Annotated in this window: 13 protein-coding genes; 9 read left to right on the top strand and 4 right to left on the bottom strand. The window is 55.4% G+C overall.

Features of this window, described 5'->3' with window-relative positions; all coding sequences use genetic code 11:
• The first annotated feature begins 127 nt into the window (after positions 1 to 127).
• The 3 genes from modA to modC are packed head-to-tail and all read left to right on the top strand — an operon-like array spanning position 128 to position 2,648.
• Entirely contained in the window at positions 128 to 901 is a 774-nt protein-coding gene (gene modA, locus ACPUC7_RS11705) for a molybdate ABC transporter substrate-binding protein (RefSeq protein ID WP_494923061.1), read from the top strand.
• Positions 898 to 1,590: a molybdate ABC transporter permease subunit gene (modB, locus tag ACPUC7_RS11700; RefSeq protein ID WP_494923060.1), complete on the top strand. Its 693-nt coding sequence runs from the start codon at positions 898 to 900 to the stop codon at positions 1,588 to 1,590. Before modA ends, modB begins: the two co-directional genes overlap by 4 nt.
• The gene (modC, locus tag ACPUC7_RS11695) at positions 1,590 to 2,648 is read left to right on the top strand and encodes a molybdenum ABC transporter ATP-binding protein ModC (RefSeq protein ID WP_494923059.1); all 1,059 of its coding nucleotides are present in this window, start codon (positions 1,590 to 1,592) and stop codon (positions 2,646 to 2,648) included. Before modB ends, modC begins: the two co-directional genes overlap by 1 nt.
• A 61-nt stretch (positions 2,649 to 2,709) precedes the next feature.
• Here modC and ACPUC7_RS11690 read toward each other — a convergent pair whose 3' ends face one another.
• Positions 2,710 to 3,528: a pyridoxal phosphatase gene (locus ACPUC7_RS11690; protein ID WP_494923058.1), complete on the bottom strand. Its 819-nt coding sequence runs from the start codon at positions 3,526 to 3,528 to the stop codon at positions 2,710 to 2,712.
• 148 nt (positions 3,529 to 3,676) lie between these two features.
• On the opposite strand from ACPUC7_RS11690, the gene pgl reads away from it, so the two are divergent.
• Positions 3,677 to 4,669, top strand: a complete 993-nt coding sequence (gene pgl / locus ACPUC7_RS11685) for a 6-phosphogluconolactonase (protein ID WP_494923057.1) — start codon at positions 3,677 to 3,679, stop codon at positions 4,667 to 4,669.
• 39 nt (positions 4,670 to 4,708) lie between these two features.
• Here pgl and ACPUC7_RS11680 read toward each other — a convergent pair whose 3' ends face one another.
• A complete protein-coding gene (locus ACPUC7_RS11680; protein WP_343551567.1) occupies positions 4,709 to 5,185 on the bottom strand; it encodes a kinase inhibitor in 477 nt (158 codons plus the stop codon).
• Between the two features lie 29 nt (positions 5,186 to 5,214).
• Positions 5,215 to 6,510 (bottom strand): adenosylmethionine--8-amino-7-oxononanoate transaminase, encoded by a 1,296-nt coding sequence (gene bioA / locus ACPUC7_RS11675; protein WP_494923056.1) that lies wholly within the window; start codon positions 6,508 to 6,510, stop codon positions 5,215 to 5,217.
• An 87-nt stretch (positions 6,511 to 6,597) separates the two neighbouring features.
• On the opposite strand from bioA, the gene bioB reads away from it, so the two are divergent.
• The 4 genes from bioB to bioD are packed head-to-tail and all read left to right on the top strand — an operon-like array spanning position 6,598 to position 10,188.
• Positions 6,598 to 7,629 (top strand): biotin synthase BioB, encoded by a 1,032-nt coding sequence (gene bioB, locus ACPUC7_RS11670; protein WP_494923055.1) that lies wholly within the window; start codon positions 6,598 to 6,600, stop codon positions 7,627 to 7,629.
• Complete coding sequence (gene bioF / locus ACPUC7_RS11665) at positions 7,630 to 8,781, top strand: 8-amino-7-oxononanoate synthase (protein WP_494923054.1); 1,152 nt, start codon at positions 7,630 to 7,632, stop codon at positions 8,779 to 8,781.
• Positions 8,765 to 9,520, top strand: a complete 756-nt coding sequence (gene bioC / locus ACPUC7_RS11660; protein WP_494923053.1) for a malonyl-ACP O-methyltransferase BioC — start codon at positions 8,765 to 8,767, stop codon at positions 9,518 to 9,520. The genes bioF and bioC overlap by 17 nt, the downstream gene beginning before the upstream one ends.
• Positions 9,517 to 10,188: a dethiobiotin synthase gene (bioD, locus tag ACPUC7_RS11655; protein ID WP_494923052.1), complete on the top strand. Its 672-nt coding sequence runs from the start codon at positions 9,517 to 9,519 to the stop codon at positions 10,186 to 10,188. The genes bioC and bioD overlap by 4 nt, the downstream gene beginning before the upstream one ends.
• 116 nt (positions 10,189 to 10,304) lie before the next feature.
• On the opposite strand, the gene ACPUC7_RS11650 is transcribed toward bioD, so the two are convergent.
• Positions 10,305 to 11,021: an ABC transporter ATP-binding protein gene (locus ACPUC7_RS11650; RefSeq protein WP_494923051.1), complete on the bottom strand. Its 717-nt coding sequence runs from the start codon at positions 11,019 to 11,021 to the stop codon at positions 10,305 to 10,307.
• Positions 11,022 to 11,948: 927 nt separating this feature from the next.
• Between ACPUC7_RS11650 and uvrB the strand changes: the two genes are divergently transcribed.
• Positions 11,949 to 13,970 carry an excinuclease ABC subunit UvrB gene (gene uvrB / locus ACPUC7_RS11645; protein WP_343551559.1) on the top strand — a complete coding sequence of 674 codons (2,022 nt, stop codon included), beginning with the start codon at positions 11,949 to 11,951 and terminating at the stop codon, positions 13,968 to 13,970.
• The last annotated feature ends 9 nt before the right edge of the window (positions 13,971 to 13,979 follow it).

Here is a 13,979-nt window from a genome sequence, read left to right as displayed (position 1 = left end):
GTAAGTGACTGGGGTGAAGACACGCAGCCAACGCAGTTACAACTTGAATTATGAAGGGTATAAAGCTCATGACAGTATTTGTGTGCTCGTTGTATTATCAAATATATAACGTAACAAGGAGCAACAAATGCAAACAATCAATTACCGCTGGGCTGCTGCAACCTTTTTAACTGTTTCATTGGCGGGCCAGGCTGTGGCCGCAGACAAAATCACCGTGTTCGCTGCGGCTTCGTTGACCAACGCGTTGCAGGAGATCGCGACGCAATATCAAAAGAAAAGTGGCGTAGAAGTGGTATCGTCTTTTGCCTCTTCTTCGGTACTGGCGCGCCAGATTGATCAAGGTGCCCCGGCCGATCTGTTCATCTCAGCCGATCAGCAGTGGATGGATGATGTGGTAGCGAAAAAGAGCGTGGTTGAAAACACGCGCTACACGCTGCTGGGTAACGATTTGGTGCTGATTGCGCCGAAAAGTGACAGCGCCAAAACCGTCACCATCAATGCGCAAACCGACTGGAAAAGCCTGCTGAAAGGCGAGCGTCTAGCGGTCGGCGATCCGGATCATGTGCCAGCCGGGATTTACGCCAAAGAAGCATTACAGAAGCTCGGCGCGTGGGATGCGTTATCTCCGCAGTTAGCGCCGGCCAATAACGTGCGTGCGGCGTTGGCGCTGGTGGAACGTAACGAAACACCGTACGGCATTGTGTATGGATCCGATGCGGTGGCCAGCGATAAGGTGCAAGTCGTGGGACGTTTCCCGGAAGATAGCCACAAGCCGGTGGAATATCCGATGGCGATTGTTAAAGATCATCAGAACGCAGTGGTACAAGCCTTCTACAACTATTTGCAGGGGCCGGATGCCGCTGCCGTGTTTAAACAGTATGGATTTACGCCGAAGAAATGATACTGAGCGATCCCGAATGGCAGGCCGTATTTCTCAGCCTGAAAGTGTCTTGTGTAGCTGTAATTTGTAGCTTGCCGTTTGGCATCATGATGGCCTGGATTCTGGCGCGCTGCCGGTTTCCGGGCAAAACCTTATTAGACAGTATCGTGCATTTGCCGCTGGTATTGCCGCCGGTGGTGGTCGGCTATTTGCTGCTGATTGCGTTGGGCCGCCGTGGTTTTATCGGTTCCTGGCTGTATGACTGGTTTGGTTTCACCTTTGCTTTTAGCTGGCGCGGCGCGGTTTTGGCCTCGGCGGTGATGGCGTTTCCGTTGATGGTGCGCGCAATTCGTCTCGCGCTGGAAGCGGTGGACACCAAACTGGAGCAGGCCGCACGCACGCTTGGCGCAGGTCGCTGGCGCGTGTTCTTCACCATCACCATTCCATTGACGTTGCCTGGCATCATTGTCGGCACCGTATTGGCTTTCGCACGCTCGTTGGGCGAATTTGGTGCCACTATCACTTTTGTTTCCAACATTCCCGGCGAGACACGCACCATTCCATCGGCGATGTTTACCCTGATTGAAACACCTGGCGCGGAAGGCACCGCGGCACGCTTGTGTGCGGTGGCGATTGCGCTGGCATTGCTGTCATTAGTGGCGTCGGAAATGCTGGCGCGCTGGGGCCGTAAACGGCTGGGAGCGGCGTAATGTTAACTCTGCAAATTGCGCAGCAGTTGGGCGATCACCTGCTCGACGTCAACGTCAACATTCCCGGCAACGGCATCACCGCCATCTTTGGTGTTTCCGGTGCGGGGAAAACCTCATTAATCAATGCGATTGGTGGCTTAACCCAGCCGCAAAGTGGACGCATCCAACTCAACGATCGTCTGCTGTTTGATACAGAAACCAAGCTTAATCTTCCACCGGAAAAGCGCCGCATCGGCTATGTGTTTCAGGATGCGCGCCTGTTCCCGCACTATCGCGTACGCGGCAATTTGCAATATGGCATGGCGGCCTCCATGAAGCCGCAGTTTACTGCGCTGGTGGCGCTGCTCGGCCTTGAAGCGCTACTCAATCGTTTTCCCGCTTCGCTCTCTGGCGGTGAAAAACAGCGTGTGGCGATTGGTCGCGCCTTGTTGACTGCGCCGGACATCATGCTGATGGATGAACCGCTGGCTTCGCTGGATCTGCCGCGCAAACGCGAATTAATGCCGTATCTGCAAAAGTTGGCTAAGCAGGTTGATATCCCGATTCTGTATGTGTCGCACAGTCTGGATGAGATTTTGCAGTTAGCCGATAACGTGCTGGTGCTGGATAACGGCCAGAAGAAAGCGTTTGGTGCGCTGGAGAAAGTGTGGAGCAGCAGCGCAATGCGTCCGTGGCTGCCGCTGGCTGAACGCACTAGCGTGCTGCGTGTGCAAGTGCTGGAGCAACATCCCGATTACCCGATGACTGCGTTGTCGCTCGGCGATCAGCATATTTGGGTCAGCCGGGTGAATCAGCCGCTGAAAACACCGCTGCGTATTCGTATCGCCTCGGCTGATGTGTCGCTGGCATTGCAGCCGCCGCAGCACACTTCGATTCGCAATATTTTGCCGGCGCAGGTGGTTGAGTTGCTGGAGATTGACGATCAGGTGGAAGTGAAACTGCGCATTGGTATCAGCGAATTGTGGGCGCGCATTTCACCATGGGCGCGTGATGAGTTGGGCATTCGCCCCGATCAGTGGCTGTATGCGCAGATCAAAAGCGTATCGATTGTGGCGTAAATGATTCATTGCGCGGTTTGAGAAAAATCCGCGCAATGAATTGCGCCGCTACATTCTACGGTTACAGGACTTCTTGATAAATCACTTCGGCGATGCCCGGCTCCAGATTGGTGCCAATCACCTTTTTGGCGCGCGCTTTAATCGCTTCATCAGCATTGCCCATCGCCACGCCTAAACCGACCTGTTCCAGCATGCTGAGATCGTTATAGTTATCGCCAAACGCCAGCACGTCTTGCATGCTTAATCCCTGGCTCTCAACCCATTGCGCCAGACGTTTACCTTTACTGTTGCCGCCTTTGGCAATATCCACCTGATCGTGCCACGACCATTCACACGCCAGCCCTAATTCCGCTTCGGTGCGCTCGGCAAATTGTTGCAGCGCGCGCGTATCGGGATGTGACAGGGCAAACTTCCAGATCGACTTCGCCTCAATCGCCGCCTGCGCCAGACTCGGCACCTGCAGGAACAGGGGACGCTGCGCCTCTGGCAACGATTGCGCCCAATTCAGAGTGCGTGTGACATGGCCAGTTGGCGTTTGATACAGCATCGCATCATCCACATACAATAGTCCGTGGATGTTTTCTTCATCCAGCATTTCGATCACCCGCGCCGCTTTGCTTTTCTCCAGCGGATCGGATGCCAGCACCTTTTTAGCTGGATAATCATACAAATAAGTACCGTTACAGCAGATTGCGGGTGTATCCAGTTTCAGCGCCTGATAAAAAGGGTGGATGGCGCAATGGTGGCGACCGGTGACGATCAAGATTTTGACACCCGCCTGTTGCGCGCGGGCCAGCGCTTCGAGGGATTCAGGCAGAATGGTTTTATTCGGGGTCAGCAGGGTGCCGTCGAGGTCAAGGGCGATTACGCGGTAGCTCATTACACTTTCCGTCCGGGAGTTGGCAAAGCATTGAGTCTACACCCGGCAACGGCCCTGAGACAAAAAACAGGGCACAAATGAATCCAGCGCGACAAAATGAAACGCGCTACAGTTATCCCTTTCATCAGGCAGCGAATAAGGAAAACGCATGAAACAAGTCGTGTATACCGCCAGTCCAGAGAGCCAGCAGATCCATGCCTGGCAGTTACAGGAAGATGGCGCACTGACGTTATTGCAGGTGACGGATGTTGCCGGCCAGGTGCAGCCGATGGTGGTCAGCCCGAAAAAAGATTTCCTCTATGTGGGTGTTCGTCCGAATTTCCGTGTGCTGGCGTTCCGCATTGCGGCCGACGGTACCTTGAGCCTGGCCGGTGAAGCACCGTTGCCGGGCAGCCCAACTCACATTTCAACCGATCGCCAGGGCAACTATCTGTTCTGCGGTTCTTATAATGATGCCTGTGTCAGCATCAGCCCGATTAACAGCGACGGTTTACCGCAAGCGCCAAGCCAGGTAATCAATGGTCTTGATGGCTGCCACTCGGCCAACATCGATCTCGCAAACCAAACGTTGTTTGTCCCGGCATTGAAGCAGGATCGCATCTGCCTGTACCAACTGAATGCCGACGGCACGTTAGCGCCGCGCGAGCAAGCACAAGTCACCACGGTGGAAGGTGCGGGTCCACGTCATATGGCGTTCCATCCGAATGGCGCGTATGGCTATGTGGTGAATGAGTTGGATAGCAGCGTGGATGTGTGGGCGCTGAACAATGCACATGGCAAGGTTGAGCGAGTGCAAACGCTGGATATGATGCCAAAAGGCTTCAGCGACACGCGCTGGGCTGCCGACATCCATATCACGCCAGATGGCAAATTCCTGTACGCCTGCGATCGTACCAGCAGCACCATTACCGTGTTCAGCATCAGTGAAGATGGTTCAGTGCTGGCGATTGAAGGCTATCAGCCGACCGAAACGCAACCGCGTGGTTTCAATATTGATCACAGCGGCCAATATCTGGTGGCGGCAGGGCAGAAATCGCACCATATCGAAGTGTATAAAATTAAGGAGCGCGGCCTGCTTAATCCACTGGCGCGTTACGCGGTTGGACAAGGCCCGATGTGGGTAGTGATTCACGCGTTGTAATCAGCAATGAAAAACGGCGCCGATGGCGCCGTTTAGCGATTACGAATACATCACCGTAATCGACGCACTGGCCAGTGCATGGAAATGCACGTTAAAGCCGACCATGGCACCACTCGCACCGGCATCGACTTCAATCTTATCCACATCCATCGCATGCACGGTAAAGATGTAGCGATGTGATTCGCCTTGCGGTGGCGCTGCGCCGCCATAGCCGGTTTGACCAAAATCGGTACGCGTCTGAATGGCGCTCTCCGGCAACTCCGCCACGCCAGATCCCGCACCTTGCGGCAACACAGTCACTTCAGCCGGGATATTCGCCACCACCCAATGCCACCAGCCGGAGCCGGTCGGCGCGTCAGGATCGTAGCAAGTCACCACAAAGCTTTTGGTGCCCGCCGGAACATCGTCCCATGCCAAATGCGGCGACAGATTATCGCCCTGATATCCCATGCCATTGAAAACGTGTCGCTCTGGCATTTTGTCACCATCATTAAAATCCTGGCTAAATACGCGCATGATCTCTCCTTTAGGGTTGTGCAGTGCCTTCAATCATGGTGGAAATGCGCCGCAACATCCAGTGCCGCACTGACCGCTTGCGTCAGTTTCGTCAGTTCAGCAGGTGAAATCAGATAAGGTGGCATCAGATAGATCAAACGGCCAAACGGACGAATCCACACACCACGTTCGACAAAGAACTGTTGCAGCGCTGCCATGTTCACTGGCTGATGAGTTTCGATCACGCCAATCGCGCCCAAAACGCGCGCATCCGCTACCCTGTTGTGGCTGCGCAGCGGCAGCAATTCTGCCCGCAATTGCTGTTCGATGCGCGGCACCTGCAACTGCCAATCACCTTCGTTGATCATCGCCAGACTTGCCACCGCGACTGCGCAGGCCAGCGGATTGCCCATAAAGGTTGGGCCATGCATAAAGCAGCCCGCCGCGCTGCGGCTGATGGTATCGGCAACCTCGCGCGTGGTCAGCGTGGCGGAGAGCGTCATGGTGCCGCCGGTCAGCGCTTTGCCGAGGCACAGAATATCCGGCGTAATGCCCGCATGTTCGCAGGCAAACAGCTTGCCGCTGCGACCAAAGCCGGTGGCGATCTCATCGGCAATCAGCAGCAAACCGTAGCGATCGCACAGTTCGCGCACCTGTTGCAGATAGCGCGGATGATAGAAACGCATGCCGCCGGCACCTTGCACAATCGGTTCTAAAATCACTGCGGCGATGTCACGATGATGCATTTCCGCCAGTTGCGCGAAATCGGCAAAATCCGCCTCATTCCATTCATCGTCAAAGCCACACTGCGGCGCGCTGGCAAACAGATGCTCTGGCAGGTAGCCACGCCACAAGCTGTGCATGGAGTTTTCAGGATCGCACACCGACATCGCCGCGAAAGTATCGCCATGATAACCGCGCTTCAGCGTAAGGAATTTTTGCCGCGTTTGATTGCGCCCCAACCAGTATTGCAACGCCATTTTCATCGACACTTCGACGGCGATCGACCCCGAATCGGCGAGGAACACGCACTCCAGCGCTGCTGGCGTCATCGCAATCAAATGGCGGCTCAATTCCACCGCCGAGGGATGCGTTATCCCGCCAAACATCACATGCGACATCTGCGCCATTTGCTGCTGCAACGCGTGGTTGAGACGTGGATGGTTGTAGCCATGGATCGCCGCCCACCATGACGACATGCCATCCACCAGTTCACGCCCATCGGCCAGTTGCAGCTGACAGCCGTGCGCCGCAATCACCGGATAACAGGGCAGGGGATCGCGCATCGACGTGTACGGATGCCAGATATGCTGGCGGTCAAAGTTGAGGTCGTCCTGAGTGAACATCTGTCTTGTAAACCATTTTGAAAAGATTTAGTTTACAAGTATAACCACGTTAATCGTCGGGATGAACCCCTTTTTCTGGAGTAAGCAATGGCAAATCGCTGGACACTGTCACAAGCACAGGCACTGTTTGATAAACCTTTCCTTGAGCTGATGTTCGAAGCGCAGCAAGTGCATCGTCAACATTTCGATCCGCGCCAGGTACAAGTCAGTACGCTGCTGTCGATCAAAACCGGTGCCTGCCCGGAAGACTGCAAATACTGTCCGCAGAGCGCGCGTTACAAAACCGGTCTGGAATCGGAACGGTTGATGGAAGTGGATGCGGTGCTGGAATCAGCGCGCAAAGCCAAAGCCGCCGGATCGAGCCGTTTCTGCATGGGCGCGGCGTGGAAGAATCCGCACGAGCGCGACATGCCGTATTTGCAGCAGATGGTGCAGGGCGTGAAAGCGATGGGCATGGAAACCTGCATGACCTTGGGCACGCTGGATGGCAGCCAGGCGCAGCGCCTCGCTGAAGCCGGGCTGGATTTCTACAATCATAACCTCGATACCTCGCCAGAGTTTTACGGCAACATCATCACCACGCGCAGCTATCAGGAACGTCTTGATACGCTGGATAAAGTGCGCGGCGCGGGCATTAAAGTTTGCTCCGGCGGCATTGTTGGATTGGGCGAAACGGTGAAAGATCGCGCTGGTTTGCTGGTGCAGTTGGCAAATCTGCCGACGCCGCCGGAAAGCGTACCCATCAACATGCTGGTCAAGGTCAAAGGCACGCCGCTGGCGGATAACGATGACGTCGAGCCGTTCGATTTCATCCGCACCATCGCGGTGGCGCGGATCATGATGCCATCGTCGCATGTGCGCCTATCGGCCGGTCGTGAGCAGATGAGCGAACAAACGCAGGCGATGTGCTTCATGGCTGGCGCTAACTCGATTTTCTACGGCTGCAAACTGCTGACCACGCCGAACCCGGAAGAGGACAAGGATCTGATCTTGTTCCGCAAGCTGGGCCTCAATCCGGAACATACCGCCACCAGCGCAGGCGACAACGAGCAGCAATATCAGCTGAGCGAGCAACTGCTGCACGCCGATACCGAACAGTTTTACAACGCGGCTGTGTAAATGGCTTGGTCACAACGTATTGATCAGGCGCTGGCGCAGCGGCGTGCAGTTGACGGCTGGCGTCAGCGGCGGCGCGTCGATCACAACAGCGTGCGGGAAATCACCCTGGAAGGGCAGCGCTATCGTCACTTCTCAAGCAACGATTATCTCGGCCTCAGCCAACATCCGGCGGTGATCGCCGCATGGCAGCAAGGCGCGGCGGAGGCGGGTGCCGGTGCTGGCGCGTCCGGTCACGTTACCGGTTACAGTCGCCATCACGCACAGCTGGAAGAGCAGTTGGCTGATTGGCTCGGCTATTCGCGGGCGCTGCTGTTTATCTCCGGATTCGACGCCAATCAGGCGGTGATCCATCTGCTGGCGGAAAAGCAGGATCGCATCTTGGCTGACAAGTTGGCCCATGCATCGTTGCTGGATGCCGCCAGCCACAGCCCGGCCAGCTTGCGCCGCTTTGCCCACAATCAGCCAGAAAGCCTGGCGAAACTGCTGGCGACGCCGTCGGAAGGCGGCACCTTGGTGGTCACCGAAGGCGTGTTCAGCATGGATGGCGACAGTGCGCCGCTGGCGGAGATTGCGGCAGAAACGCGGCGCGGCAACGGCTGGTTGCTGGTGGATGATGCGCACGGTATTGGCGTAACCGGCGCGCAAGGGCGCGGTAGCTGCTGGCAGCAGCAAGTGAAACCTGAACTGCTGATTGTGACCTTCGGCAAAGGCTTTGGCGTGAGCGGTGCGGCGTTGCTGTGCGATGACGCCACGGCGGATTACGTCGAGCAATTTTCCCGCCATCTGATCTATTCCACGGCGATGCCGCCAGCACAATGCTGTGCGCTGTTGGCGGCGTTGCAGCAAATCCAGCAAGGTGATGCGCTGCGTGAAAAGCTGCACAGTCATATCGCCCGTTTCCGCGCTGGCGCCGCCGATTTGCCGTGGCAATTAATGGCATCGGATAGCGCGATCCAGCCGTTGATTGTTGGCGAAAACAGCGCCGCGCTGGCGTTGTCGCAGAGGTTGGCGCAGGCCGGTTGCTGGGTGAGCGCGATTCGTCCACCGACGGTGCCGCCGGGCACGGCGCGATTGCGTATCACGCTGACTGCCGCACATCACACCGATGATATCGATCGTCTGCTGGAGGCGCTGTATGACGCTGCAGGTTAACAAGCAAGCGGTGGCCGATGCTTTTGGACGTGCGGCTCAGCATTACGAACAGCATGCCGAGTTACAACGCTTGAGCGGTGACGCATTATTAGCGCTGGCACCGGCCGGTTTTGGCCCGCATCTGCTGGATGCCGGTTGCGGTACGGGCTGGTACAGCCGCTATTGGCGCGATCGTGGGCGCACGCTCACCGCGCTCGATCTGTCACCCAACATGCTGAAAACAGCGCGTGATCAGCAATCGGCGCAGCATTATCTGTTGGGCGATATTGATGATCTGCCGCTGGCGGATGAGAGCGTCGATGGCGTGTGGAGCAATCTGGCGGTGCAGTGGAGCAGCGATTTACACCTCGCGTTGCAGCAGTTTCTACGCGTAACACGTCCGGGTGGCACGGTGCTGTTTTCCACCTTGCTCGACGGTTCGCTGCATGAAGTGCATCACGCGTGGGCGCAATTGGATGGCCGTCGCCACGCTAACCGTTTTCTCAGCCAGGCGCAGTTTCATGACGCTACCGTCGCGCTGCCAATCAGTGTTGAGCAGCAAATCATCACGCTGCATTTTCCCAGTGCGTTGAGCGCGATGCGCTCGTTAAAAGGCATTGGTGCCACGCATCTGCACGATGGGCGCGGCACCAATGTGTTAACCCGCAGCCAGCTCGCAAAGTTAGAGCAGCACTGGCCGCAGGATGAAGCCGGTTACCGGCTGAGTTATCACCTGATGTTTGGAGTTTTACGTAAATGACACGCTGGTTTATTACCGGAACCGATACCGAAGTAGGCAAAACTGTCGCCAGCGGCGCGCTGTTGCAGGCCGCCAGCGCCGCAGGTTTGCGCACCGCAGGCTACAAACCGGTGGCATCCGGTTGTGACATCACACCAGCAGGCATTCGCAACAGCGATGCGCTGGCCTTGCAGCGCTACAGCAGCTTGAAATTGAGCTACGAGCAAGTGAATCCGCTGGCGTTTGTTGAGCCTACCTCACCACACATTATCAGCGCCGAAGAGCAGCGGCCGATTGAGTTCGCCCAGTTGTCGGCGGGATTACGCGCGCTGGAACAGCAAGCCGAATGGGTATTGGTCGAAGGCGCAGGCGGTTGGTTTACGCCATTGTCTGAGACGCAAACTTACGCCGATTGGGTTGAAGCGGAGCAATTGCCGGTGATTCTGGTGGTCGGCGTGAAGTTAGGCTGCATCAATCACGCGATGTTGACCGCCGAAGCGGTTAAAGCGCGCGGGTTGCGCTTGGCTGGCTGGATCGCCAATGACATTCAACCGCCAGGCAAACGCCATCAGGAATATATCGGCTCTTTGCGCCAGCGTATCGACGCACCGTTCCTCGGTGAAATTCCCTATCTGAGCGATGAAGCGCAACAGGCCGAATGCGGCCGTTATGTGACGTTGCCACAGTAGTGCAGAGACTTGCAGCACGCACAATTCGTAGCGGCGCGATTTATCGCGCACATAAATGGCGGCTCCGTGCCCATCCAACTATTGCGCAATAAATTGCGCCGCTACGGTACGTGCAATTATGTGGCTGTTAACCACTTATTCACCGTCAAATCATCCAACTGTGCCACTTTGCCGTGCGCGACATTGCGGCCACGATGCAGCAGCAGGAAATAGTCGGCAACGCGGCGCACAAACGATACATGTTGCTCCAGCAACAAAATCGTCAATCCGTATTCGCGATTCAAGCGGCGAATTAAATTGCCCATCTCCTCTTCCAGCCAAGGCGACATGCCTTCCGTCGGTTCATCAAGGATCACCAGCTTCGGTTGCAGCACCAGCGCACGCGCCAGGGCCAGATGTTGCTGCTGCTCCATTGGTAACTCGCCGCTGCGTTGATGACGCAACGAATAGAGTGCCGGGAACAGATCAAACACCATCTCCGGAATCGCGCGGCTGCGATCATCCTGCGCCGCCATCAGCGCAATCAGCAAATTATCTTCCACGCTCATTTGCGAGAAAATATGCCGACCTTGCGGCACATAGCCGATTCCGGTGCGCGCCCGCATCTCCGCCGGTTGCAGCAGCAAATCTTCCGGCGGCGCGCCATCTTCCTGCCAGATCATTGAGCCGCTGTTGATCGGCAAACGACCCATAATGCAGTTGACCAACGTGGTTTTGCCCATGCCCGGACTGCCCAGCACGCCGGTGCAGGTGCCCGGCGGCAGATCGAGATCCACATCCCACAGGATGTGGTTTTGACCGTAAAACTGATTCACCGAACGTAAACTCAGCATCTGACATACTCCTTCCAGATTATTAGCCTGAATGCTCCCGCTCTGTGTCGTCTGGCATACAGTCGTGCACGATTAATGGACACCGCTGTCGTTGGCAGAGAATCTGCCTGGGCGAGCCTATATGGCCTCGTCTTTCCATAGGTCTCGATAGGTTAATCACTGCAATTCCCAGGCCAGGTTAGGAATATTACCCGGTTAAGCCAGGAAATCGCGCAAATAGGCCGTTAAAAGTTGAGCAATGCTTAACAATTCCACTGAGTGATAACTTATCTGCACTTTGACGGTGCTGACTGCTTAACGTTTCTGGTGCATTTGATCGTTCACGAGGCAAAAACTGCGGAAATAAGTGGCCTTAAGCGCTGGGTTTTTTAGCAAACAGCCATGGCTAACAGGCAAAAAGAAGGGTTAATGCGACACGCTGAACGGCAAAAATAAATGCGAAAAAAATTTTTTTTGCCCTTAAGAACTCGTTGAGGAAATTTATACACAGCCGATGGGCTTTGGGCTGGATTCACTTATCCACCATTACTGTGGATAACCTTGTGCATTAACGACTGAAAACCGGGCGCAAGCGAGGAAAATCGCGGCCTTCATACATTATGCTGAGAAACTGGACTTTTGAGTCATGTCTAATAAAAACAGCAGGTTAGTAAAAAACAAGCATGCGATTTATCTGCCTTGTCATCTCACTGCAATTTAATGACACTCTATTGACAAATGTTAAAAGCATCCTCCGTTTGGGGATAACATTGCGCAACAACAGTTTGCGTTGTGCCGCTTAAATTGCACTGAAGAAATCCATGGCGAAGTCCCATTATCGTGCAAGCTTACTGTGATTATGTCCAGTATTTTTTTCTGGCAAATTCGCCATAGCAGAGTAGAATTACCAGCCTGCCCGCCGACTTCATCTGCTGGAACCGCTAAAACATGAGCAAAGCCTTTAAACTCAACTCCGCTTTCAAGCCTTCAGGCGATCAGCCTGAGGCCATTCGTCGCCTGGAAGAGGGGTTGGAAGATGGACTCGCCCATCAAACGCTGTTGGGCGTAACCGGCTCGGGTAAAACCTTCACCATTGCCAATGTGATTGCCGATCTTAATCGCCCCACCATGGTGCTGGCGCCAAACAAAACGCTGGCGGCGCAGCTGTACGGAGAGATGAAAGAGTTCTTCCCGGATAACGCCGTAGAGTTTTTCGTCTCGTACTACGATTACTACCAGCCTGAAGCCTATGTGCCGAGTTCCGATACCTTTATCGAAAAAGATGCGTCGGTGAATGAACACATCGAGCAGATGCGATTATCGGCGACCAAAGCGCTGTTGGAACGCCGCGATGTCATCGTAGTGGCCTCGGTTTCGGCGATTTATGGTTTGGGCGATCCCGATCTCTATTTGAAAATGATGCTGCATTTGACGCGCGGCATGATTATCGATCAGCGCAGCATTCTGCGACGCCTTGCCGAGCTGCAATACACCCGCAACGATCAGGCATTCCAGCGCGGTACCTTCCGCGTACGCGGTGAAGTGATCGACGTGTTCCCGGCGGAATCCGATGAGATTGCGCTGCGTATCGAGCTGTTTGATGAAGAAGTTGAGCGGCTGTCGCTGTTTGATCCGCTCACCGGGCAAGTCGACTCGGTGATCCCACGCTTTACGGTCTATCCGAAAACGCACTACGTCACGCCGCGCGAACGTATTTTGCAGGCGATGGAAGAGATCAAAGATGAGCTGGTGATCCGCCGCAAGGTACTGCTGGAGAACAACAAACTGTTGGAAGAGCAGCGCATCTCGCAGCGTACCCAGTTCGATCTCGAAATGATGAACGAGTTGGGCTACTGCTCCGGCATCGAAAACTATTCGCGCTACCTTTCTGGACGCGGGCCGGGCGAACCGCCGCCAACCTTGTTCGACTACTTGCCCGCCGACGGTTTGCTGGTGGTTGACGAATCGCACGTGACTATCCCGCAGATTGGCGGCATGTATCGTGGCGACCGCGCGCGCAAAGAGACGCTGGTGGAATATGGCTTCCGTTTGCCGTCGGCGCTGGATAACCGTCCAATGCGCTTCGAAGAGTTTGAAGCCGCGGCACCGCAAACCATTTATGTCTCAGCTACGCCAGGCAATTACGAGCTGGAGAAATCCGGTGACGAAGTGATTGATCAGTTGGTGCGTCCAACTGGTTTGCTTGATCCAGTGCTGGAAGTGCGCCCTGTGGCAACGCAGGTGGATGACTTGCTCTCCGAAATCCGCAAACGCGTTGAGATCAATGAGCGTGTGCTGGTGACGGTGCTGACCAAGCGTATGGCGGAAGATCTCACCGAATATCTGGTCGAACACGGCGAGAAGGTGCGTTATCTGCACTCGGACATTGATACTGTCGAGCGCATGGAGATCATTCGCGATCTGCGTCTCGGCGAGTTCGATGTGCTGGTCGGCATCAACTTGCTGCGTGAAGGTTTGGATATGCCGGAAGTGTCGCTGGTGGCGATTCTGGATGCCGATAAAGAAGGTTTCCTGCGCTCCGAACGCTCGCTGATTCAGACCATTGGCCGTGCGGCGCGTAACATCAACGGTCGGGCAATTCTGTATGCCGATAAAATTACGCCGTCGATGGAACGCGCGATGGGCGAAACCGAACGCCGTCGCGAGAAGCAGCAGAAATACAACGAAGATAACGGCATCGTGCCGCAAGGACTCAATAAGAAAATCACCGATATTCTGGAGCTGGGCCGTAACGTGGTGAAAACACGCGGCAAAGGCAAAACCGCGTCACGAACCGCAGCGGAAGCCGAAGCGAATTATCTGGCGCTTACGCCGCAGGCGATGCAGAAGAAGATTCACGAGCTGGAAGGGCAGATGCAGCAACACGCGCAGAATCTGGAGTTCGAAGAAGCCGCCAGCGTACGCGATCAGTTGCATCAATTGCGCGAGCTGTTTATTGCGGCGTCGTGATGCGCGTCC

The sequence above is a fragment of the Pantoea sp. CFCC18179 genome (assembly GCF_059412405.1).
The sequence above is the reverse complement of the archived record's forward strand: the minus strand, read 5'-3'. Positions and strand labels throughout refer to the sequence as shown.

Excerpts from the sequence above, each read along its gene's own strand:
- modA (WP_494923061.1), top strand. The coding sequence starts at position 128 with ATGCAAACAATCAATTACCGCTGGGCTGCTGCAACCTTTTTAACTGTT.
- modB (WP_494923060.1), top strand. The coding sequence starts at position 898 with ATGATACTGAGCGATCCCGAATGGCAGGCCGTATTTCTCAGCCTGAAA.
- modC (WP_494923059.1), top strand. The coding sequence starts at position 1,590 with ATGTTAACTCTGCAAATTGCGCAGCAGTTGGGCGATCACCTGCTCGAC.
- ACPUC7_RS11690 (WP_494923058.1), bottom strand. The coding sequence starts at position 3,528 with ATGAGCTACCGCGTAATCGCCCTTGACCTCGACGGCACCCTGCTGACC.
- pgl (WP_494923057.1), top strand. The coding sequence starts at position 3,677 with ATGAAACAAGTCGTGTATACCGCCAGTCCAGAGAGCCAGCAGATCCAT.
- ACPUC7_RS11680 (WP_343551567.1), bottom strand. The coding sequence starts at position 5,185 with ATGCGCGTATTTAGCCAGGATTTTAATGATGGTGACAAAATGCCAGAG.
- bioA (WP_494923056.1), bottom strand. The coding sequence starts at position 6,510 with ATGTTCACTCAGGACGACCTCAACTTTGACCGCCAGCATATCTGGCAT.
- bioB (WP_494923055.1), top strand. The coding sequence starts at position 6,598 with ATGGCAAATCGCTGGACACTGTCACAAGCACAGGCACTGTTTGATAAA.
- bioF (WP_494923054.1), top strand. The coding sequence starts at position 7,630 with ATGGCTTGGTCACAACGTATTGATCAGGCGCTGGCGCAGCGGCGTGCA.
- bioC (WP_494923053.1), top strand. The coding sequence starts at position 8,765 with ATGACGCTGCAGGTTAACAAGCAAGCGGTGGCCGATGCTTTTGGACGT.
- bioD (WP_494923052.1), top strand. The coding sequence starts at position 9,517 with ATGACACGCTGGTTTATTACCGGAACCGATACCGAAGTAGGCAAAACT.
- ACPUC7_RS11650 (WP_494923051.1), bottom strand. The coding sequence starts at position 11,021 with ATGCTGAGTTTACGTTCGGTGAATCAGTTTTACGGTCAAAACCACATC.
- uvrB (WP_343551559.1), top strand. The coding sequence starts at position 11,949 with ATGAGCAAAGCCTTTAAACTCAACTCCGCTTTCAAGCCTTCAGGCGAT.